Genomic DNA, 23,291 nt, shown 5'->3' with positions numbered 1-23,291 from the left:
TTACACTCCTGAAAGTCACTCAATTAGACAGTTAAATGGGGTGGTTATTTATGCTAAAAGGTGATGGCGTCACAAACTAAAAAAATAATTGCGCTTGTTGAGTAATAACTGGATGAGTCCAGATACAAATATGGGCGTTCTTGATATGCTCAGCTATCCAAGGCATCTCTTTGGGTGTTTTTAGTTTTGTAACACTGTCATGTATTAAGTTTGTTAACTAATGAAATCAGAACATAAACGCTATCTCGAGCAATATACGTCAACATTAACTAAGCAGCAGCTACAGGAAATACCCGATGCTATTGCCGAGTACTTTTGTGCCGACGAATTCAATGCCAACGAATGCGCGCGTCTCGTTAAGGCGGGAGTCAAACGTGCATCATGCAGTCTGAAGGCGGCATACGAGGTAGAGCAGGAGTCTTTACCTGAGGTTGGACGTTTAACGGTTGTGCTCGATTGGGATGAGAACCCGGTATGTATCGTTCGGTTAACCGAAGTGTCGTGCTGTCCGTTTAATCTTGTACCTGAGGAGTTTGCACACTTAGAAGGCGAAGGAGATGGCAGTTATCAATGGTGGTACAAGGCGCACCTCAAATTTTTTACTGACTACGCCAAGTCGATTGGCAGGGAGTTTTCGCTAAACGACGAACTGGTACTAGAGCGGTTTGAAAAGGTTTATCCCGAAGGTTAATACGTGACCTGGTAACGTAATGTGTTGGGATAGGCATCTAACCAAAGTACGCGATCTAAATCGCGATACAGTGACTCTAGCGCTGACTCTACCTCGGCTTTGTATTCGCAGCACATCGCATGGACTACGGTGTCGTCGTTGAGTTCTGAATTGTCGATTATCTGGAATAGTTTATCGCCGAAAGCTTGTTTTAGAGCGTCTTGAGGACTAATCGCTCTAACCAAGTGATAGCTACGCCAATCACTAACACTAAATAGACTCATTGGCTGTTGGTTGGTCATATCTGTTTTCCATTGCAATGCATAACAGAGGCAGCATAGCGCAACGCATCAGACAATAAAGTAGTAATACTAATTCTAACTATACATTGAGAGTTATACGACAAATTATTTACGCCAAGTGCTTCTCGAAGATGCATTTTCCAGACTATAACTCTTAGTGCGCATTATATGGATTATGTTAAATGTTGTATTTATTTAAAATGAGCGCCTAAGCGCTCTACTTTGTGTGTTTGGTTTTATCTGGCCAAACTCCAAAACCGATTATACATAATGGATTTACCATAAAATACCTAATAATCAGTTTGTTAATCAGAGATTGACCAACCTAATTATTAGGTCTAGCCACCTGCTAGCTTTACGGTGTAGCCTTTCTTTTCTAATAGCTGCTTAATTTTGTCGCGAGCATCGCCCTGGATTTCAATGGTGCCATCTTTAACTGAGCCACCACAGCCGCATACCTTTTTAAGCTCGGCTGCCAATAGCTTGAGTGGCGCATCGTCGAGATCTAACCCAGTGACAATACAGACACCTTTGCCTTTTCGACCTTTAGTTTGACGTTGAATGCGAACAATTCCGTCGCCTTTTTCGCGCTGTGGTTTCTCTTCTTCAGGCTTAATACGACCTACATCAGTGCTATATACTAGAGTCATGCGATTTACTTCTTCTGTTGCTGTTCGGCTTTTTGTTTAGCGAGCAAGTATGCCTCTATGTGCTTCTGGATGGCAAGCTTTCCACCTTTTATTAGCCTGCCGTTAAAGAAACAATACCAGCCGTTTGCTTCTCCAGTATCGTTTTTTATGGTGTAACCATGGAAGTTTTCTTGTGCTGGTTGGCCGTCGGCCTTCTTATTAGTGTTTAGCGAGCTAAATTCTTTGGGATCGATAATGGTTGCGGTATCGCAAAACCAATCAATGCTCTTTTTGACGGCTGCCATGCTCCCTGACAGTATGTGATTCTTAATCTGAACTTGCCAAACGTCAGTTGAATTTCCAGCAGTCTTGAGGTGAAAACCTCGATAAGTTGCAGCAGCCATAAGCACATATCTTTTGAATTAGTTTGTTCTAATGATAATTGTAAATCTCTCATTATCAAGTATATTTAAATTAGTTTTTGTGGTTATAGTGCGTAGTAATGAGAAAAAATGTTCGTGTCATCACATGTGACACTACTCGCAAGCAACTGATTAATCAGTTCAAGCGCTTGGTCAGTTTGGATGAATTTCGTGAATTGACTGACGCTCAATACTCTCATAATTCTTTGTTAGCGATGCGCAAAGATTGGAATTTGTTCGTCGAGTTTTGCCAGCGTAAGCAAGTGTGCCCACTACCAGCTTCCGCAACTGCAGTTAGGCTATTCCTAGAGCGGGAATCAAGTCAACGCAAGTACGCCACTCTCAAGCGTTACGCTGTCACTGTATCTTTGGTTCATAAACTGCTTGCGCTATCAGATCCCACTTCAGTGACTATGGTAAGGACATTGATGTCCAAGCTTCGTTTGGATAAAAAAATGGACGCACACACCACCACCGCTTTTACGCGTCAACATTTAGACAAACTTACCAATACCCTATCTCGCTCAACCAGCCCTGTTGATGTTAGGAATTTGGCTATTTATCACCTGATGTTTGAATGCATGTTAAAGCGCATGGAGCTAAAGCGTCTTAGCTTGAAAGACTTGTATCAAGGTGGGTCAGAAACAGCGCTTATATTAAGCAACGATCGATACCCGCTGTCACAAAATGCCGCTCATTATTTAACGAAATGGTTGCAAGTTCGTGGCAATAACCAAGGTGCGCTGTTTTCGGCGATAGACAAGCACGGCAATGTTAGCCAAAACGCCCTCGATGATTCCTCTATTTACCGTATCTTGCGTGCAGCGAGCGACAGATTAAAACTTGATGTTAATTTTTCGGGCCAATCACTGCGAGTGGGCGCAGTGGCTGAAATGGCAGCTAGAGGAGTTAAAGTAAAAGATATCCAACAATATGGCCGCTGGCAAAGCGCTGCCATGCCCTACCAATACCTTGGCAATCGAGCGCAAGCAGCGGCGGAAAGGTTGATATTTAAGACATTTAAGCCTTGGGGTTAAAGCGATCGACGCACACAATCGGCCAAAAATTCAGCAAAGCTATGGCCGTTGTTCATCAACATTTTCGGAAACATTGAGATTGGCGTCATTCCCGGAAAGGTATTGACTTCATTAAGATAGATATTCCCCTCTGGCGTCAGGAAAAAGTCGATACGAGACAAATGACGCAATCTCATCTGGGTGAATACCTTCTCTGCACTGACACGAATGATTTCGAGTTGTTCTTCGCTCAGGTTTGACGCTTCTATCTCAGTTTTAGAATGACTGCTAGCGCTATACTTCTCTTCATAGCTATAGAAAGCATCCGCAGGCGCGATCACTTCGCCCGGTTTAGTAATATAAAGCTGCCCGTCAAACTCATAAGCGGCCACTTCTAGCTCGCGAGGTTTGACTGCTTGCTCGACCAGTACTTGGTCTGAAAAACTGAACGCATCATCGAGCGCAGATTGAAGCTGAGACACTTCCGTTACCTTGTAACACCCTACCGATGAGCCTTGTCGCGCAGCCTTTACAAAAATATTGCCCCAGTTTTCCAACGCGTTTTTGCTCTGTTGGTAGGCGTCTGGGTTATTTTCAGATAAGAAGATATAGGGCGTGTTAGGAATACCCAGTGCATCGTACCAAAGCTTAGAAGTTATTTTGTTGAAGCTATTTGAACTCGCCTCTGGACCACACCCCAAATATGGGATACCAGATAGCTCTAACATCGATTGAATATCACCCGTTTCGCCAGGAAAGCCATGAATACAAGGAACAACAAAATCTAACTTCACAGAGTCACTATTGGTGTTGATCGTCCCAGAGTTAGTATCAAGGTATGCCAGTTGACCGTCGTCGGTGTACCAACCGTCTGATTTCATCTCGATACGAATCACATCAAAATCGGAGGTCAATGAAAGCTGTGATTGTAGGAAGTCAGCAGACACCAAAGAAACTTCATGCTCTGAAGAGCCGCCGCCACATAGCAGTAAGATTGTCGTTTTTGTCATTAAGAGATCTTTCCGTGATACTACAGGAATAATATTGCCCCAATCATAATCGAATCCAGGTTGAGTTACACGGATTTGGCTGATTTATTGCAGGGCAGCTTGTTTAACTGAGTAACGATTAGACAATAAAAAAGGGCTTGCGCCCTTTTTAATTGAGTTTGTTTAAGGTTGGGTATTGAGAGTTCTTAATATCATCAATACTCTTCACAAACGGTTTTAAGTCTTGGAACTCAACCGGTAGCTCGCTGATGGCTGCTTTGGCATCGGTACGAGTGGCGTAATCACCATAGAGCACCGTATACCACTTAGTACCGTTGACCACTTTATAGTTTTCCCAAATAGGTTGATTATCTCTTGGTAACTTGCGAGCAAAGTGATCGACTTTTGTCTGTGAACCAACAGCCACAACCTGGATAGTAAAGCCATAGCGTGGATTCATTGCTTTTTGTTTGGCTGTCGGCGGGATAATAGTGACCGAAGGTTTCGCTTTTGGTTGAACTTTAGTCATCGGTTTTGAAGACATAGTCACCGTGCCTGGTTGAACGTTGTCTTCAACGATAGCGCTGCTCGTTCCTTGCTGTGAAACAACGGGTTGTTCTACCTTCGCTGTTTTGTATTCCTCACGATAGCTTTCTGAACTAACGTCGGTGACGTAGTCGCTTGATACACAAGCTGAAAGCAACACTGATAAGCCAACAATCGCTACTTTTTTCATGAACTCTTCAAATGCCTTTACTAGAAATTACTGTAAATCATGCCGTTTGCTCGTCGGATAATCAACCCGACATTTTAATTATATATCAATACTCTGTGACAGATGGCACAAACTTTGGCTCAACCTGAGTGATCTGATTAAAACAACAACGAAATCACTGAGTAATCTGCTTGTAGGTTGGTTAGGATATTGATTATCTGCGTTGCAGGAGTCACCTTATGAGTCAACTCAACCATCTGCTAAAACCTCGCTCTGTCGCCGTTATCGGTGCGTCCTCTAAGCCGATGCGCGCTGGCAATATCGTCATGAAGAACCTTCTTCATGGCGGTTTCGAAGGAGCGATCATGCCCGTGACACCCAAATATGATGCGGTATGTGGTGTACTTGCCTACTCTTCTATCGAGCAGTTGCCGATTGTTCCTGATGTCGCCATTCTGTGTACTCAAGCTAAGTACAATCAACGGATTTTTGAGCAATTGGCGCAAAAACAGGTCAAGACGGTAATCGTGCTCTCTGCCGATATGCACCTTGCAAACGACGACGGAGAGAGCATTCAAGCCGCTTGTTTGTCCATTGCTCGAGAGAGCGGTATGCGTATTCTTGGGCCTAATAGTCTCGGACTGATCCTGCCATGGGTTAACTTCAATGCGTCGTTTTCGCCGGTTACCGCAAATAAGGGCAAAATCGCGTTTATCTCCCAATCGGCGGCGATGTGCACCACCATCCTTGATTGGGCTAATGACAAAAACATTGGCTTCTCAGCGTTCATTTCACTCGGAAATGCGCTCGACATCGATTTCGCAGACCTACTGGATAAGCTGAGTACCGACACCCACACAGAGTCAATCTTGTTGTATGTCGATACCATTAAAGATGCTCGGCGTTTTATGTCTGCGGCCCGAGCCGCTTCTCGCAACCGAAGAATATTGGTCCTCAAAGGTGGACGCACTCACGCAGGACGTGTAGCAGCGCAAGCTCATACCGGGGGCGACAATACGTTAGATATTATCTATGACTCCGCTATTCGCCGAACGGGTATGTTACGTGTGAACAACTCTCATGAGCTGTTTGCCGCGGTCGAAACTTTAACTCACTCTGTCCCTCTGCGCGGCGAGCGACTCGCTATCATAACTAATGGTGGTGGCCCGGCGATAATGGCCGTCGACACACTACTTGAGCGAGGAGGTAAGCTGGCCGAGTTATCTCAAGAAACCATAGATAAACTGAGTGACATACTGCCTATCAGTTGGAGCCATAATAATCCTATCGATATGGTCGGCGACGCCGATCATCACCGTTATGTCAACACACTTAACGCGTTGATGGATACCGATTGTGCCGATGCGATTTTGATCATGCACAGCCCTTCTGCTGTTGCTCATTCTGAACAGACTGCGCGCGCGATCGTCGAAGCGATTAAGTCGCACCCAAGACACAAACGATTCAATGTTCTAACCAATTGGTCTGGTGAACTGACCGCAAAACCTGCTCGCGATATCTTTACCCAAGCCGGAATCCCGACCTACCGAACACCGGAGAGTGCAGTCGTGGCATTCATGCACTTAGTCGAGTACAGGCGCAACCAAAAACAATTAATGGAAACACCAACCACCGCTGAACCTGTACATATCGCAGAGCTTAATGAAGCCAAAAGCTGGATTGCAGAAAAACTACTGGATAAAACCACAGTATCACTTGATACCCACCAAATTGGGCCATTTTTGCGTTGCTTCAACTTCAATGTGTTACCCACTTGGATTGCATCTGACTCAAGTGAGGCCGTTCATGTGGCTGAGCAAATTGGCTACCCAGTGGCGGTCAAACTGCGCTCTCCTGATATCGCCCATAAATCCGATGTCCAGGGAGTAATGCTCAATCTGCGTAACAGTCATGAAGTGGCCAATGCCGCCGAAGCAATTTTAGATAGAACTAAGCTCTCCTATCCCTCTGCAAATGTGCACGGCTTGTTGGTACAAGGTATGGCGAAGCTCGCAGGCGGCGAGGAAATTCGGATCAAAGTGATCACTGATGAGACCTTTGGCCCAGTTATTCTCGTTGGTCAAGGAGGCTCTGAGTGGGACGAATCCATTGACGCTGCGTCTGCACTTCCTCCGTTGAACATGGCCCTGGCGAGATATCTTATCGTTCGCGCGATTAAAAATGGCAACATCAGACTGCAAAAACTACCAGAGCCGATGGACATTCATGGCTTATCCGAGCTATTGGTTCGTATATCGCAAATGGTCGTTGATTGCCCTCAAGTCTTCGAGCTGGATATACATCCAGTACTTGCTAATGGTTCGACATTTACCATCCTCGATGCGGATTTGGTGCTAAAACGCTATGATGGCGACGCTCAACAACGCTTGGCTATTCGACCCTATCCAGTTGAATACGAAGAACTGATTACCCTTCGAGATGGCGAAGACGTACTACTAAGACCCATCTTGCCCGAAGATGAGCCTCATCACGCGGACTTTATCCATAACGTGTCGAAAGAGGATTTGTACAAACGATTCTTCACTGACGTGGGTGAGTTTAATCACGAAGCGCTGGCTAATTTAACTCAGATCGATTATGACCGAGAAATGGCCTTTGTTGCGGTGAGTCAAACACGACCAGGTAGCCCGATTATTGGCGTGTCCAGAGCGTTAATTAATCATGACAACACAGATGCAGAGTTCGCTATCTTGATTCGATCAGACTTGAAAGGGAACGGATTGGGCAAAGTATTAATGAATAAAATCATCCAATACTGTCGCCACAAAGGGACCACCCAGATGTCAGGTATGACCATGCCATCCAATCGCGGCATGTTGATGCTGGCGCAAAAGCTCGGCTTCAAACTCGATATCCAATTCGAAGATGGTGTCGCGGATATGGTGCTGCCACTCAATCAATAAAACAGGGGGAGCCATTTGGCTCCCCTGTTTATATTTGTGCGTTCGCTTTCCAGTTTTTCATCAAATATTGAATACACCAGGACTTGGCCTCACCGATCTTGTTGCGTTTCCACGCTAGGATAATGTCCATTTTCATCGGCGCAGTATTGCTGATCGCTTTGAGTTTGCCTTCCTCTATTAACTGTTGTGCCCGCTGTTTTGGCAAAGTACCAATGCCTAGACCAGACGTTAATGCATCCACTTTCGCCGAAAAATTGGTGACAGTGAGCCGGGGTTGGCGTTGGGTTATATTAACGCTGATCGCCGGCTGCTCGCGTGCGGTGTCGGCAATGGCGATTACTCGATATTTTTCGCGCGCTTTGTCATCAAACTCACCACTTCGTTTGTGCACGTAATGATCGCTGGCTGCAACCCAGACCATTTCCATGCTGCCAATCACCTCCGCCTTGACATCTTGAGGTAAGGTGTCCAGTTTAGGGCAAACCAAAAGATCGGCCCGACCACTGTTCAACGACTCCCAACAACCGGCCAAAATCTCCTCTTGAAGTTTGACTCTCGTAGAGCTGACATTACTTAGATCAGCGACGAGTTGAAAAAAATTGCTGACAGGGATAATGCCGTCATACGCAAGGGTAATATCTAACTCCCAACCATTTGCCAACACACTCGCGTCATTGACGAGCTTCTCAGTGGCAATCAATATCGAACGTCCGCGCTGCAAAATCAGTTGACCTGCCTCAGTAAAATTCGCCTTATGCCCGGAACGGTCAAAGATCATTATATCGAGTTCTTGTTCGAGTTTTTGAATTTGGTAACTCAATGATGATGGTGCCCTATCAAGTTCATTAGCCGCCGCAGCGAAACTCCCTCGCCGATCAATCGCATCAAGAATATGAAGTGCTTCTAAGGTGATTGGACTTTGCAAATGCATTACCTCCAAAACATTAACGTGATGTATATCACATTAATTTAATAATTGTTCTTTCTCTGATTTTGTAACAAAGACATTTATCTATCTAATATATCTTACTTTTTTATTTACGCCGCTTAATTAACTCGCAAATTAGTCAATAATTACGCAAATGCAAATGATAGTAATTATTATTAAGATCCAATAGAATGCCGCCCATCCCAAGAACGACTAATTATGGAATGAGGTAGTTCATAATGTACAAACGCTCACTATTGTCAGCTTCAATTGTTTTTGCTTTAACGTCAACTGCATATGCACAAGATTATGCGCTATTTGATGAAGTTGTGGTTTCAGCAACTCGCACCGAACAAAGCAAAGCCGATGTTAGCTCTTCTATCGAAACGGTTTCGTCCGAAGAGGTTGACAACTCCCTTTCAACCGACGTTAAGCAGGCAATGAAATATGTGCCGGGCGTAAATGCTCAAGGCTCCGGCCGTTTTGGTATTTCTGGTTTCAATATTCGTGGTATGGAGAACAGTCGCGTAAAAGTTATGGTTGATGATGTTCAGCAGCCGGTTCCATACAACCCTGGCGCGTCAGAGCAGCGTAAATACCCTAACAATATTGAGATCGATACCTTACAAGCAATTGAAATTAATAAAGGGCCATCTTCAACACTATACGGTTCTGATGCCCTAGGCGGCGTGGTATTGTTCCGCACAAAGAATCCTGACGACGTGTTAGTTACTGATGGCGATGAACATCGATTTGGCATTAAAAGTGGCTATGCATCAGCTAACGAGGAGTTTAAAAATACCCTAACTTGGGCAATGCGCCAAGGTAAGTTAGAAACTCTTCTCATGGCCACATACGCTAAGGGGCACGAAACGAAAACCCATGGTTCAGGTTCACAAGTTGAAGGCCCTGACCGCGGTGCCGCCAACCCAGCCGATAGCGAGATCGGAAACCTACTTGGTAAGGCTTTCTATCAAGCGAATGATTTGCATAGATTTGGTGTAACGGTAGAGTACTACAACAAGCAATACGATGAAGATGAGCTAAACTACAACGGTTACTCTATGTCACCGATGTTTACCTACACCGATAACTTCAACAAAGATACCAACCAACGTTTAAGAGTTGGCTTCGAGCACGAGTGGTTATTGGCTACCTCGCTGAGCGATAAAGTGGACTGGTCGATTAACTACCAAGACTCAAGTTCGTTGTCTAAAAACTACGATACTACGCCATTCTATGGCAAGCGCATGCGTGAACGAGACTCCAGTGACAAGTCGATTCAGTTCAATGCACAAGCTTCAAAAATAGCAGAGCTTGCCTCTTCAGCCCATGAATTTACCTATGGGGTTAATTACGTTGCGACCAAATTTAACCTAGAAAATACTGACTACAGGCTTGATCAAGGCACATCCGCACCGGGTAGCACTGGAATCCCTGACGCCGACTTGCTTCAATGGGGTATGTTCCTTCAAGACCAAGCTTATCTGTTAGATGAAGCGCTGGTCATGACAGCCGGTGTTCGCTACGACTCATTCAGTGCGAAACCAAAAAGTGATGACGGATACAAAACCCAGTATGACAACAACGAGGATAGCGCGTTAACGGGTAAACTCGGGGCGGTCTATCACTTGAATGACAATTTGTCTGTGTTTGGTCAGATCAGCCAAGGTTTTAAAGCTCCGACGGTCTACGACTTGTACTACTTCTACACCCGCGGAGCGATTATTGAGGCCAACCCTGACCTTAAGTCTGAAAAAAGCCTCTCATATGAAGCAGGACTTCGTGGTCAAAATGAGAGTGCAAAATTTGAGTTAACAACATTCTTATCTGATTACCGAGACTTTATCGTACAAGAGAAAACGGGCGAACAAGGTGGCAAAGACGTCATTTCTAAAAAGAACTTAGATAAGGTCGAGATCTATGGTGCTGAATTTAGCTCAACAATTCTAATGGATCAGGCATTTAATGCGCCTCAAGGAATCTACACTCGCTTGGCTGTAGCCTATGCTCAAGGCAAGGATAAAAATACAGGCAAAGCACTCGATTCGGTCGCGCCACTCACGGCAGATCTTGGTATTGGCTTGAATCGTGATACTTACGGCGCATTAGCCAACCTAAAAATGGTTGCACGTAAATCAGATTGGAACAGCGACACTAACGTTGATGCACCGGGCTACACCCTTGTAGACCTAACAGCGTACTACCGTCCGATGCAAGATCTCACTTTCCGAGCAGGTCTATTTAATGCTCTTGATAAGAAATACTGGCTATTCGATGAACTTGCTGGCCGAGATGCTACAGGTGAGAAATTTAATATCGACTCCAAGAGCCAGCCGGGCCGAAACTGGGGTATTACAGTCGACTATCAGTTCTAATCTAAACACTTAACTAAAAAGCCAGCTATTACGCTGGCTTTGTTATCTTTATCTAAAAAATATTTTAAATAACAGATAGTTAGATACAAAAGAGCTCCAATTAAGGAGCTTTTATTAACACAAATTCATTAAAAAGTCGTTTAAAAATGGAATGAATGAGTGATTTATTTCGCTGCTGCCATCTCTTTCTTAACCATAACGGCTGCTGAGACGATAAAAGCGATGATAAGACCGAGTTCCATTGTGCACCCTTACTATATATTTGGAAAAACCGAAGATTAACTGCGGATATTCTAACAGGTTAAAAACACAATGATAGAGCTTTTGCTAAATTTTGTTGATTTTCTGCGTTAAGTTCAAAAAAAAGCCCTAGAGGCCTATTTCTTACAATTTGAGCTTAATTGTTATACAGCCATTTTTGTGGGATATAATTCTGCATGGCGACTACTTCACCAAGACTTTGCCGCCGATTATTTTAAATGCAGGCGTGCCACGCACTAGAGTATCTCGCGCAAACTCAGTGCCACAAGTAGGGCACAAACATGGCTTTCGGGTGTAATCCGATACGATACGCTCTTTGAAGCATTTCACTAATGCCCCTTTTCCCCCTTTGCGGTACTTAAACAGCGGTGTTTTGCATTTTGCGCAGAATATATCGACGGTTTTACTGGGCTGTTTCTTGTTCGGTTTCACCACCAGAATGCCTTACTCGTTATTTGATAATGTCGGCTTTACCCAAACCTGACTAAAGTCAAACCAGCCTAATGCGTTGCACTTAGTATTTTGCAGTGCTCCGCAATGATCTTTGCTCACCCCAAGCCAGCAATGGAACATGGGAATCAGCTGCTTTTGTTCAACCAGCGACTTACCTAACAGTTTGGCTGGAAACGGCGCGTTTTCTGTTGCTTGCCACTGTTTCACTACATTAGACCAATAGTCGAAATCTTGTTTTCGGCTCAACGATTGAATATCGCTGTAGTTGAGTAACCATCCAGCCAGTGCATCATCACGATTGGTTGCGATACCCATTGGCTTGATCCAGATATCAACGTCTTGAGTCGATTCAACGCTGTGATCATACTTGATCAACTGAATGCTCAGACCATCTTGCTTCAATAGTGCTTCGATGCATTTGACTAAGGTTGGAAACATAGGGTGCTGCGCGTGATAGGCAACGGTAACACTGCGACTGCATGGTGGCTGTGGCTGACCTTGCCGAGTATGATGATACCAACCGGGCTTGAGACCATGCGCTGGTAATACTCCGAGCTCGACAATTTTGTCTTGGGGAAGCAATTGGTATAGCGCCAATGAGTTGAGCCGTTGACTAAAATAGTCCGCCCACTCTTCGGAGGCGGCCAAGCCATTGTTTCGATTGAGCAGCAATAAAGTGCTGCCTGGATCTAGCTCAACCTCATCACTATAGTTGACCACATCGGGTTTGATTGGTTTGGTTAAACTTGGAAAGACCATAGAGGAGTATGCTTCATCAATCACCCATACCTCAACTCGGTCCAGTAACGGGCGAAACCCAAAATATCCATCGAACGCTTGCAACACCAGTCGTTTATCATCATTTTGCACGACGCGATATGGACCCGTGCCGACAGGAAAACGATCAAAATCCTCTGCCCTGCGTTCCTTAGGTAACACCACTTTTGCGCACGACTCTGCGAGTAGAAGCGGTAAGGTATAGTCATCTTGACTGAGATGAATATCGACCACTAATTGGCCCGGCAACTCAATCTGCTCTATATGGGAAAAAAGCGGTTTGAGAGTGAGCTGCTGTAAACAATCTTTGATGATACTGGTGGTCAGCAAGTCACCATTGTGAAATCGAACACTTGGCCGAATGTAAAAGCGCCAGTGTTGGGGTGTGAGCATTTCCCATGAGTGAGCTAAATCGGGTTGCAGCGCTTCCTTTTCATCTAGCTGGGTTAGCCCGCTAAAAATCTGCCGCGCGATGTGCAGCTCTGAGCGACGCATTGGTCCATTCGGGTTGAGGTTGGTTAGCGGCCGATAATAGGGCAAACGGACCACTTGTTGCCCTTCTTGCTGAACAATACCAAGATAAGCCTCGACGACTTGAGCAAGCTTGGCGGTGTCGTTGTCGAGCACCTTAAGTGCCTGACCAATTTTGCCTTCATCAAGATAACGACGAGCAAGATTTTCACTCACATCGGAGCGACTGCGCTTGAAGATAAGTTGGGAAAGCTTGCCTCGACCTGGCGCTGGGTGCCACTCAAGCCAGCCCTCTTCTTCCATTTTATTGAGGACAATGCGCGCATTTCGCCGAGTACAAAACAAGATATCAGTGATATCTTCAAGTTGAACACCGGAGTCTTGTCCTTTGTAGTGCTCAAATAGTGTTTCAAACTGTACGCGTAAACGTGGGCTACTCATAAAGGGGAAATCTTAACTAGCAAGTGATAGTGGAAGTTTCCCCATTTAGCCCACTGTGATCAAGTGTTGTTGTCCATTATTGGATGTCGATGCCGATTTGTTGCGCGATTTGAAGTAACTGCTCTTGATTGTCGAGCTTGACCGACCAAGTCGTTTCACTGCCGTGGGCGACAATGACATTGGCGCCCTTTCCAATCAGTGACACAGCATCAATCTGCGATTGTAGTGAGACCCTGTGTGGGCCAGACAACTTCACCACCAATTCATGGGCGGTGGCAATGACTTTACCGCTACTAAAGGTAATAATCATTGCACGCCCACTGGTGATTTTTTGTGCTTTTTGACTGCGGTCGTCAAGCGGCTGGTACAGATTAGACGGCCACGTTCATCGGTGATGTTTATTTGCCATACTTGGGTCGACACACCTAAATGAATGGGAGTCGCGGTCCCGATTACCTGCCCACTTCGCATCGAACGTACGTGGTTAGCATTGATGTCGAGACCGACGCAGTAGCTATCTGCGTCGACACAAAAATTAGCGGCAACCGAGCCTAATGTCTCTGCCAGTACAACAGAAGCACCGCCATGTAACATGCCCAGCGGTTGATGGGTAAAAGAGCACACCGGCATTGTGGCTGAAATAAAGTCTTCGCCTACATCGCTGTAAACGATGTTTAAGTGCTCGATCAGGGTATTGTGTGAAGTTTTATTGAGGAGGTCTAAATCAATAGGTCGTTTCCAAATACTCATCTTCATTCTCATTTTATTCAGTTAACAGCGATTGTAACCTAATGTTATGATTAGCCAATTGTCTTTTATTTGGAAATGGAGATTTCAATGCGTGCATGGCTTAAAATCTCAACAATTGCCGCTTCTATTCTGATCGCGGCCTGCTCTGCTTCGCCAACCGGGCGCAATCAACTGTTACTGTTCTCAAATGCAGATATGAATAATTTAGGCGCGCAGTCGTTTGAACAGATGAAGCAGCAACAAACCATCAGTCAGGATAATAAGACCAACGCTTATGTTCAGTGTGTCGCGCAGGCGATCACCGCCAATGTAGCTCCATTGCCTGGCGGACAAAACTGGGAGGTCGTGGTATTTGAGAGCGATCAAGTCAATGCGTTTGCACTGCCAGGCGGGAAAATTGGTGTTTACACTGGGCTGCTTAATGTCGCTGTCAACGATGATCAATTGGCAACGGTTATTGGTCATGAAATAGCCCATGTACTCGCGGATCACAGTAACGAGCGATTGTCGCAATCTCAGCTTGCTAACGCAGGTTTACAGTTGACCAACGTCGCATTAGGAAGCTCGGAATATGCCCAATATCGCGGCGTGACTATGGCGGCGCTGGGTTTAGGTGTGCAGTATGGTGTTTTAATGCCTTATGGCCGAACTCAAGAGTCTGAAGCCGATATTGTTGGGTTAGAGTTGATGGCAAAATCTGGCTTCGACCCTAATCAGAGCATTGAGCTATGGAAAAACATGGCCAAAGCCTCTGGTGGAAATCAGCCACCAGAACTGCTTTCTACCCACCCCTCACACAACACGCGAATTCAGGATTTGGCCAGTAAGATCCAAGCATTACCTGACTACAAGGTAGCCAAGCCGAAATGTTAACAAAGGGAGCTCAACGCTCCCTTTCTCTTAAGTACCCAAAATCATCAACGGTAAGCGCAGTAAGTCGTCTCCGGTTGCGGCAAAGAACCAGATGATCCCAATCAATCCGCCAACTAACCCCACGTACCAAATGGTTGCCACTGCCTGACCATATCGGTCTAGCGGCAACAGATGGCTGTGATGACGGCCGCGCCATTCAAACAAGATCTCGATCATACCCATGATTAACAGAAAGCCAAACAGAGTTAATCCAAGCGAATAACTGAGAACCACACCCCCAACTGCAGCCAGAGTACAAACCGCTATGCCCGCAAGGCTGTTCATTGAAAAGCTGATACTTTTTAGCACGTGTCCACCGTCAAGCGGCAAAATAGGCAGTAGGTTGAACAAATTTAGGAATGCGTTGAACACGGCAAGACCGGCAAAAAACATCTCACCGCTAATGAGGTAAATACCGAGCAAAATGAATGACAAGATAAATCCGAACATTGGTCCCATGATAGAAATGACCACATCTTGCCAGCGCGTATTTATTTTCTCATCGCTGAGCGCCAACCCTCCAAGAAATGGCACTAGATAAATACCTTTGGTTTTCATGCCAAAGTACTTCATTGCTTTTACATGACCATATTCGTGAAACACTAAACAGGCGATCAGCGCCAGCGCGAACTGAAACGAAAACAGCCACGAATAGGCAGCTAAACTGGCCGATGCTAGAACCACTTTGATTAGCTTTGCACTTTTTAGCGCCTTCATGCCAAGTGACACAAGCCCTATCAGACTAAAGCGCCTTTCAGCTGGTGGAGGTGTAAAAGGGACCTGCTGTTCAATGTCTTTGCTGTCACGACTGCCCTGCTCGATAACCTGATCATCCAGTTGAACCCGGTAGTCCAATTTGAATGGTTGCCAAGTCAATGATAGGTCAAGCCGACAGTTCAAAGGTTGCTCACCGGCCATAAGGGTGAACTGATGCTGATGACGCTCACCTCGCTCGGCATTGGCATCTAGTTGCGACACTAACTGATTATCCCAATACAGTTGTTGCCAACCAGCCATCGATCCTTCAAGTCGAAGCGGCTTGCCCATAAAGTTAATGGAGAGTAATTCCAACCTACTACCTATTAAATTGATATAAAGACCAGTCTGATTATGCCTATCAAGTCTAAAGAGGTAAAGATAGTTCGTTTACGGTGACAATGTCACTTATTGTAAGCTATTGATGGATATTAATAATATAGAACATACATAGGGAAAATGTCGATTTGTTCGATTTAAGGCGTCAAATTACAGCTAATTAGGGTTTCCCCTTTATTTTCGACGCATAAAGTGCATAATAACCGCCTTCAATTACACCCTATAAAATGTGAGTCCATTATGTCTTCTCAAGCTACTATGCTAGAACGCTGCCAATCAAAATGTGAATTGTGTGCTGCTGATGCACCATTAACGGCATACGCTGTTCCTCCGCACAGCCATGTGACAGTGGATTACGGGATTATGGTTTGTGATAAGTGTTTGAGCGAAATTGACGAACCTAAAGACATCAATCACTGGCGTTGTCTAAACGACAGCATGTGGAGCCAAGTGCCAGCCGTGCAAGTCACAGCGTGGCGTCAACTTACCCGACTTAACACCGAAAGCTGGGCGCAAGATGCGCTAGACATGATGTACATGGAAGAAGATCAGATGAACTGGGCCATGCAAGGGATGTCTGCCGATGACAAACCGCTTGATTGCAACGGCGTTGAGCTTAAAAAAGGTGACGACGTAACGGTCATCAAAGACCTACCTGTTAAAGGCACTAACCAGGTGATCAAACAAGGCACGGTTATCCGTGGCATCAGCATTGGCGATGATCCTAAGCTGGTTTCTGGTAAAGCGAATGGCGGCCAATCTATGTATGTGATCGCTGAGTACTGTCGTAAGAAGTAACGCTATTTAGACCAACTGAATAGAAATAAGGCGCTCGATTGAGCGCCTTTTTATTAACCGCTGATCACTCCTTTACCAATAGCAATCGCCCGGTCAAAGCAGGCACCTCAATAGAGGCATTGACTGACTGAATATTGATAACTTCGCCTGATATCAAATCGAGTAGCTCTGTTGTTGGCTTAATACGAGAAAGATCGAGCTTGAGTGTTTGAGCGCTCTCTGAGGTGTTCAGCACATAGATAATTTGCTGATCACCATTGACCTTTAGATCTGCGTACAAGCTATCATCAATCCACAGGTTTCTTCGCTCGCCATTGTACAGCGCAGGGTGTTCACTGCGAACTTGCATCAACTTGGTTAGGTAAGCTTTTAGCTCACTTTGCTCTGGGCTAAATGTTGTCTCGGTGACGCCGTCCACTTTGCCACTTGAACGGGCGACATGATCATCACACAGCCCTTGTGCAACGCAGTTCGAGGTCACTTTAGCTGCAAAGTTTTCAACCTCATCACCCATTTCCTCGCCGTAGTAGACAGTAATTGGGCCTGAGTAAGCCGCTAAGAAACTGAATGCGGCTTTGTGACGTTGAAAGTAATTCGACAGCCCGCCACGCTGAACAAGATCGCCGAACCGCACCAAATCGTGGTTACCTATCATTAAGTTTGGCATCGCATGGTAAGGTGACAGCACTCGCGCATTCCAACTGGCGTCGAGACTTCTTGCGCTGCCTTTAGCGCCCGACTCTTCCACTGCCAACGCTTGTACTAAGCCGTATCTTAATGGGAAGTTAAACGCAGACGATAGACCAGGCTCTTGATCACTGCCATAAACGGTGCGCGTAATTTCATCGGCGCCGCTCCAAGCCTCTCCTACCATATAGCCAAGTGTTCCCCACTGATTACCAGCGATGAGATTTTCCAGAGACGCTTGCTCTACTGCGCTTCTCATTCGACGCCATGTGTCTACAGGCACTTGATACGCTTGATCTAGACGCCAGCCATCGATTCCAAACTCTTTGATCCAATAGGTCGCAACTTCAGTAAAGAACGCCTCGCTGTCGCTATCTGGATAGACAACATATTGCCCTGGATAGCCCGATTGTGCCTTTAAGCTGGGTAACTTGCCGCTCGGCGAAGCTTTAACCCCATTGATATGAGTATGGCCAAACACGCCATCAAGGAAGACGAACATCCCTCTCTGATGCGCTTCATCAATCAAGGTGCGCAGTGTTTGATTGGTACCAAATTTTGGATCGACGTTGAAATAATCACACGCAAAGTAGCCAGTAGCGTCGAGTTTGTCATCGCCTCCTTGGCCAGCACATGAGTCGAATATTGGTGTCAGCCACAAGGCGTTCATATTGAGACTAGCAATGTAGTCTAAGCTGTCAATAACACCTTGTAAGTCGCCTTTGTGATGAGAGTTACCATAACCGACGTTGTAATCGCGATTGGCATCTCCATCGACAAAAGACTCAATCATCACTTGATAGATACGCAAATCACATCCTGACCTTGTCTGGTCATAACATGCGTAATCAACTTGCGAATTGATCACCGCCACGCTCAATGACGCTTGATTGCTGGCATCGAACACGAAGTTATAGAGGCCTTGCTCAGTGACGAGTAACTTGATGTTTCCGTTGCCAGCGTCGCTCAAGCTAACAGACTGATTGGCTTGCGCCAGTTCAGCAAAGCCTAGGTTAACCGAGCTCCAATCAGACGAAGCAATCTTGAATTGGTACTCGCCAGGGGTTAAGTAGCCATTAAACTGATAAATCCCCTCGCCTTGATAGCTCAGTTCGTTATCGGTGCTCCAACCATTCATCGAACCGCGCAAGTAAACTTGAGTGCTACCAAACGGGGCCACATCAACCGGTTTGACCTCAATGTTGAGACCTTCACCCTGCTCACCACTTTGAGGAATAACAAACACAGCAGCCGTTAAACCAGGGACACTGAACGTCCCGCTGTCGAACTTAGCTCGCTTAACTCGTGTATCGGCAGAATCGAACAGTGCTTGATGCAACTCAAAGCCTGCGGCATGTTCAACGTACAGATGTTGGGTTTGGGTATTGGCATTGATGATCACCATCACAGCGTCATTGGCGTTATCGAGATCCGCACCGACCGCTACACCATCATTGACCGACATCGCAATCAGCCCTGGCAATGAATCCGGTCCGGTATTGTGGAAGCGCACCCGTTCGATAACTTCTTGCTCACTAACTAATCTCAGTAGCGGTGAAGAACTGCGCACTTTTAGCAGTGCCTTAAAGGCATTGTCGGTCCATTCAATATCCTCAGCGCTTGCCTGAGTATTAGGGTTACTGATCACCGATTTAATCGCATCCCAGTTAGCCTGATCTTTGTCGGCTCGTGGCAATCCGATATTCCAGTTATTGGTTTGCTTACTGAAATCGACCTTATTGTACCAATCACCACTATCGTAGCTATCACGTTCCATCGATTTAGAGCGCAGTAGCTCAGAGCCCATGTGCAAGAATGGCACCCCTTGACCGAGCATGACGGTGGATAAACCCACGATCTGCATGCGAGCACGATCCGCAGCGGTTACCTCTGGCGACGCTTTATATTGGTTAAAGTCCCACAAAGTTTGATTATCGTGTTTAGAGACATAGTTAATCGACTCTTGGGGATCGAGCGTGTAGGCCGCGCCTTGTCCGCCATATTGGAAATCGCGACCATACACAACGCTGCCACTCGCTGTTTGCAGTGGGTAGTTTTGTAAGTTGCCGGTCATTCCATAACGAATCAAGTCCATTTTCGATTGCAGACTGGCGTCAAAACGATCGCCTGCATTCGCAAAGCCAGGGGTTTTCAGCAGCGCATCACCGCTATCAAATGGTCCGCCACCACGCACACCATCGCGCAATCTATCATTGTAGGTACCAATGCCAGTGCCTGCCATTGGCCATTGAGTGGCGTTTTCACCTCGCTGGCCATTAGCCACTTCGCCGAAGTTCCAACCTTCACCGTAGAACCAAGTATCGGGATCGACTTTTTTGGTTTGCTCATAAACATGCAGCATGCTCGATTTCATCAGGTGTCCCATCAGATCAAAGCGGAAACCATCAATCTTGTAGTCTTTGGCCCACATCATCACACTGTCTGTCACCAGTTTTTCAAACATTCGATGTTCGGAAGCGGTGTTATCACAACAGGTTGAGTTTTCAACGGCGCCTGTGATCGGATTCAATCTGTGGTAATAGCCAGGAACGGTTTTATCCAACACAGACTTATCATACAAGCCGGACGAATAGGTATGGTTGTAAACCACATCTTGCACCACCCTAAAGCCGAGTTGATGAAGCTTTTGCACCATCTCTCGATATTCTCGAATACGTTCGCGACCGTCACTTGATACGGCGTAGCTGCCTTCCGGCGCACTATAGTGGAACGGATCGTATCCCCAGTTGAAGCTGTCCAAGGGTCGTATATCGGCCAGTAGCGCTTGCGCTTCACCACTAGAAGGGTCAGTTTGCTCTAACAGTTCAATAATGGTTGTGCTTGGACTGGTACCATCGCTACAGAGCTTCGCGTTCGGGTTGACCGTGCACAGTTTCGCCACGCTGTCAGTCAAGTTAACGGTTTTGGCCTGATCTTCTGGGATTGAAGCAAGATCATAACTTGGCAATAAGTGAATGGTTGTCAGCCCGGCCTCTCGTAGTGACTTAAGCTGTTTGACGCTATCGCGCTCCTCTTCCAAGAAGGCACCGTATTTTCCGTTTCGCTGCGCTGTACCAAATTGGTCGCTGGCACTGAAGTCACGGATATGCAGCTCATAAATGATGTTGTCTTCTGGGTTGGCAAGTTCAGGGACGGTTTGACTATCCCAACCTGCTGGTTTGGTCTCAGGCACATTCAGGTCGACAAGCTGCGAATGCAGGCTAGATGTGCTGAGCGACAACGAGTAAGGATCGGTCGTCATCATCCATTCTACTTGATCCGTTTTCGGATGGTACGCTTTGACGCGATAACGATAGAACACATTTTCTAGTTCATCCGAGCCTTGGTAGTGCCAAACGCCTGTCTTTGAATCGAGTGTCATCGCCACTGGTGACGATGCTATCAGCGCTTTATCTTGGTCGTACAGATAGAGCTCAACCTGCTGAGCGGTTGGTGCCCAAAGCGCGAAATGTGCCGTGTTGCCTTCAATCCAGCTACCTAGTTTTGCCTCGTCGGCATCATCGCTTCCTTGGGTATAGAGGGCGTCGATAACGCCTGGGACTTGCACACGCGTGGCCGCTAAAGGCAGATTGTCACTATCTAACGCCACCACTATCAACTGCCCCTTGAGCAGTGCTTTGGCTTCGTCTTCACTGACACTCAACAAAAATTCGTGACGATCGTTTAAATGCGGAAAGCCTGGATGTTTGATCTGCCCGCCGAGTGCAATTTCTCGCTTGATAAAGCGCTCCGGCTGAGTAATCTCTGCCCCACCTTGCTTACTCGACCACAACTGATAGCTGGCAGCGTCGGAGTGTTCAAACCAAGCCAGTGTCGTAACATTCAACCAATGCGCCGCAGCGCCACTTAGCTCTACTGCTGTCTGCTGGTCTGGCGAATACTTAAGTGTCGTACTGCCATGTTCTGTATATAGGGTGTTGCCGTTTTTGAACTCTAGCTTTAAATCATCGCCGCCCAATGCTTTATCATTGCCCTTGTGAACGATAAAGTTCATGCACGCACCATGGGCATCTTTTAGTGGCACCACAAATTGCGCGCCAAATTCTGGATCAACGCCCTGCCATTGATACGGATTGCCCCAGTCGACACCTTCTAGTGCAGCGTTAGCGACAGCATCGCAACTGCCATTGTTCCAAAGGTGTAAACCCCAACCGTCGTAATTGGCATCTGCGCGTTTATAATAGATAACCGCTTGCTGGTAATTTGGAGATGGCTGCGTTGAACTATTGTCAGGACTCTTTGGATTTGGATCGATAGAGTCAGGAATTCCGTCGCCGTCGTCGTCGCTAGAGGCAAAGTCGCCCAAGCCATCGCCATTGGTGTCTTGGCTCTCTAATCTATCTTTGGGAAAGGCGTCTAAGGTATTGGGCGAGCCATCACCATCAATATCGCTGTCTTCACTATCAGCAATACCGTCTTGGTCATAATCACTTGGCTGATGTGCAGCAGAATAAGGGTCGCTGCCCAAACGCACTTCGTCTGTGTTACTCCAGCCATCGCCATCAATGTCTTCGTCTAGGCTGTCGGGAATCTTGTCGCCATCTAAGTCGGCTGGGTGATTGTTAGCGTCATAGGGATTGCTGCCAAGAGAAAGTTCAATGTCATCACTAAACCCATCGTTATCATCATCAAGATCCGCGTGATCGCCAATGCCATCGCCATCGAAATCAGCAGATTCTTGTTGATCGTAAGGGAACAGATCGCGCTGGTCAGCGACACCATCTAAGTCACTGTCTTGGGCGACTATCGGTTGATTGTTATCATCTAGGGTTAAGGTCAAATTATCGAGCTGGCCGCGATTTTGTTTGATCGCCGTGCCGAGTGCTTTGGCTCCTTGCTCTAATAGCTCGTGCCACTGACTATCGCTATAGTCGTCCGCCTTCGCTGGCAGGAGTTGGCTTAGCGCTTTAGCGGCTTGCGCTGTGGTCGTGTGTTGCGCTTGCAAATAGTCTTGCTGCACATCCAGTTTAGGCAGTTTAAGCTGACGGCGAAGCTTTCTAAGGGCGCGCTTTTCACTAATTCCCTGCTGCATTTGCAGAGCAATATAGGTGGAAAATGGCGTGATGTAGCTGTACTCGCTCGGTGCCAACATCACATAGTCGCGTGTCGATGTCACGCCGGGAATATCGCTATCAATAGAGCGACCTTTGTTAACCTGTGCGATCAACACAGCACTGCGCTGGTCGCGATTGAGTCCACTCACCGATAGCCTTGCCTTGCCAAGCTGGTCCGTGGTCGCAGTGGGTTCATTGTCACTAGGCTGATAGTCACCATTGATATCTAACCACACTTCGGCGTTTTCGATATAGCCATCCATTACCTGGACGTTAAGCTGATCATTACAACCAACTAACAATCCGAGCGAAGCCATCGCTAAGCTCAGTTGGGTAAGCTTGATGTTCATTGTTTTAATTCCATTATTCATTCACGTTGTTGTTTTCCGCTGTGATCAGCGGGTACTTAGAAAAGCACAACTCAACCTTATAATTGGCTATGAATGCATCACCTCATCCTATGTAATTGATTTAATGGGCGTAGATGCTAGGGAGGAGAAAGTTAAATGGATGAAAGATCACATTGGGGGTGATGAAAGTGATCAGAGAATTACCATCGACAATGGAATTTGGTGAGTGCCATTTCACTTTGTACTGG

General features: G+C 46.2%; 19 protein-coding genes. 7 read left to right on the top strand and 12 right to left on the bottom strand.

Going from position 1 to position 23,291, the window contains the following annotated elements; genetic code table 11:
• The first annotated feature begins 220 nt into the window (after positions 1–220).
• Positions 221–691, top strand: coding sequence for an ASCH domain-containing protein (locus tag MTO69_RS14135; protein WP_248335044.1), 471 nt, complete (start codon positions 221–223; stop codon positions 689–691).
• Here MTO69_RS14135 and MTO69_RS14130 read toward each other — a convergent pair.
• The 3 genes from MTO69_RS14130 to MTO69_RS14120 all read right to left on the bottom strand — a co-directional run bounded on the left by MTO69_RS14130 (position 688) and on the right by MTO69_RS14120 (position 2,005).
• Positions 688–972 (bottom strand): hypothetical protein, encoded by a 285-nt coding sequence (locus MTO69_RS14130; RefSeq protein ID WP_248335043.1) that lies wholly within the window; start codon positions 970–972, stop codon positions 688–690. The two genes, MTO69_RS14135 and MTO69_RS14130, sit on opposite strands and share 4 nt — an antisense overlap.
• Before the next feature lie 338 nt (positions 973–1,310).
• A complete protein-coding gene (gene yciH / locus MTO69_RS14125; RefSeq protein ID WP_248335042.1) occupies positions 1,311–1,622 on the bottom strand; it encodes a stress response translation initiation inhibitor YciH in 312 nt (103 codons plus the stop codon).
• Between the two features lie 5 nt (positions 1,623–1,627).
• Positions 1,628–2,005 carry a DUF3319 domain-containing protein gene (locus MTO69_RS14120; protein WP_248335041.1) on the bottom strand — a complete coding sequence of 126 codons (378 nt, stop codon included), beginning with the start codon at positions 2,003–2,005 and terminating at the stop codon, positions 1,628–1,630.
• 98 nt (positions 2,006–2,103) lie between these two features.
• Between MTO69_RS14120 and MTO69_RS14115 the strand changes: the two genes are divergently transcribed.
• On the top strand, positions 2,104–3,060 hold the full coding sequence (locus MTO69_RS14115) for a tyrosine-type recombinase/integrase (protein ID WP_248335040.1): 957 nt from the start codon (positions 2,104–2,106) through the stop codon (positions 3,058–3,060).
• On the opposite strand, the gene MTO69_RS14110 is transcribed toward MTO69_RS14115, so the two are convergent.
• Together MTO69_RS14110 and MTO69_RS14105 are read right to left on the bottom strand one after the other, a co-directional pair.
• Positions 3,057–4,049 (bottom strand): D-alanine--D-alanine ligase, encoded by a 993-nt coding sequence (locus MTO69_RS14110; protein WP_248335039.1) that lies wholly within the window; start codon positions 4,047–4,049, stop codon positions 3,057–3,059. The genes MTO69_RS14115 and MTO69_RS14110 overlap by 4 nt on opposite strands.
• A 148-nt stretch (positions 4,050–4,197) precedes the next feature.
• Positions 4,198–4,764, bottom strand: coding sequence for an SPOR domain-containing protein (locus MTO69_RS14105; RefSeq protein WP_248335038.1), 567 nt, complete (start codon positions 4,762–4,764; stop codon positions 4,198–4,200).
• Positions 4,765–4,982: 218 nt separating this feature from the next.
• Between MTO69_RS14105 and MTO69_RS14100 the strand changes: the two genes are divergently transcribed.
• Positions 4,983–7,667, top strand: coding sequence for a bifunctional acetate--CoA ligase family protein/GNAT family N-acetyltransferase (locus tag MTO69_RS14100; RefSeq protein ID WP_248335037.1), 2,685 nt, complete (start codon positions 4,983–4,985; stop codon positions 7,665–7,667).
• 28 nt (positions 7,668–7,695) lie between these two features.
• Here MTO69_RS14100 and MTO69_RS14095 read toward each other — a convergent pair whose 3' ends face one another.
• Entirely contained in the window at positions 7,696–8,592 is an 897-nt protein-coding gene (locus MTO69_RS14095; RefSeq protein WP_248335627.1) for a LysR family transcriptional regulator, read from the bottom strand.
• Between the two features lie 242 nt (positions 8,593–8,834).
• Between MTO69_RS14095 and MTO69_RS14090 the strand changes: the two genes are divergently transcribed.
• Positions 8,835–10,973, top strand: coding sequence for a TonB-dependent hemoglobin/transferrin/lactoferrin family receptor (locus MTO69_RS14090; RefSeq protein WP_248335036.1), 2,139 nt, complete (start codon positions 8,835–8,837; stop codon positions 10,971–10,973).
• A gap of 444 nt (positions 10,974–11,417) precedes the next feature.
• Here the strand turns inward: MTO69_RS14090 and MTO69_RS14085 are convergent, their stop codons facing one another.
• From MTO69_RS14085 to MTO69_RS14070, 4 genes are all read right to left on the bottom strand, one after another.
• Positions 11,418–11,669 (bottom strand): hypothetical protein, encoded by a 252-nt coding sequence (locus MTO69_RS14085; RefSeq protein ID WP_248335035.1) that lies wholly within the window; start codon positions 11,667–11,669, stop codon positions 11,418–11,420.
• Between the two features lie 9 nt (positions 11,670–11,678).
• Complete coding sequence (locus tag MTO69_RS14080; protein ID WP_248335034.1) at positions 11,679–13,376, bottom strand: SgrR family transcriptional regulator; 1,698 nt, start codon at positions 13,374–13,376, stop codon at positions 11,679–11,681.
• Positions 13,377–13,452: 76 nt separating this feature from the next.
• Positions 13,453–13,686 (bottom strand): DUF3389 domain-containing protein, encoded by a 234-nt coding sequence (locus tag MTO69_RS14075; protein ID WP_248335033.1) that lies wholly within the window; start codon positions 13,684–13,686, stop codon positions 13,453–13,455.
• A complete protein-coding gene (locus MTO69_RS14070; protein WP_248335032.1) occupies positions 13,683–14,126 on the bottom strand; it encodes a hotdog fold thioesterase in 444 nt (147 codons plus the stop codon). Before MTO69_RS14070 ends, MTO69_RS14075 begins: the two co-directional genes overlap by 4 nt.
• Before the next feature lie 87 nt (positions 14,127–14,213).
• On the opposite strand from MTO69_RS14070, the gene MTO69_RS14065 reads away from it, so the two are divergent.
• Positions 14,214–14,999: a M48 family metallopeptidase gene (locus MTO69_RS14065; RefSeq protein WP_248335031.1), complete on the top strand. Its 786-nt coding sequence runs from the start codon at positions 14,214–14,216 to the stop codon at positions 14,997–14,999.
• Positions 15,000–15,026: 27 nt separating this feature from the next.
• On the opposite strand, the gene MTO69_RS14060 is transcribed toward MTO69_RS14065, so the two are convergent.
• Positions 15,027–16,109 (bottom strand): site-2 protease family protein, encoded by a 1,083-nt coding sequence (locus MTO69_RS14060; RefSeq protein WP_248335030.1) that lies wholly within the window; start codon positions 16,107–16,109, stop codon positions 15,027–15,029.
• Between the two features lie 264 nt (positions 16,110–16,373).
• On the opposite strand from MTO69_RS14060, the gene MTO69_RS14055 reads away from it, so the two are divergent.
• Positions 16,374–16,931 (top strand): PhnA domain-containing protein, encoded by a 558-nt coding sequence (locus tag MTO69_RS14055; protein ID WP_248335029.1) that lies wholly within the window; start codon positions 16,374–16,376, stop codon positions 16,929–16,931.
• A gap of 64 nt (positions 16,932–16,995) precedes the next feature.
• Here MTO69_RS14055 and pulA read toward each other — a convergent pair whose 3' ends face one another.
• Complete coding sequence (gene pulA, locus MTO69_RS14050; protein WP_248335028.1) at positions 16,996–23,043, bottom strand: pullulanase-type alpha-1,6-glucosidase; 6,048 nt, start codon at positions 23,041–23,043, stop codon at positions 16,996–16,998.
• Here pulA and MTO69_RS14045 point away from each other — a divergent pair.
• Positions 23,036–23,269: a hypothetical protein gene (locus MTO69_RS14045; protein WP_248335027.1), complete on the top strand. Its 234-nt coding sequence runs from the start codon at positions 23,036–23,038 to the stop codon at positions 23,267–23,269. The genes pulA and MTO69_RS14045 overlap by 8 nt on opposite strands.
• The last annotated feature ends 22 nt before the right edge of the window (positions 23,270–23,291 follow it).

This window comes from Vibrio sinaloensis (assembly GCF_023195835.1).
Taxonomy (GTDB): Bacteria; Pseudomonadota; Gammaproteobacteria; order Enterobacterales; family Vibrionaceae; genus Vibrio; species Vibrio sinaloensis_C.
The sequence above is the reverse complement of the archived record's forward strand: the minus strand, read 5'-3'. Positions and strand labels throughout refer to the sequence as shown.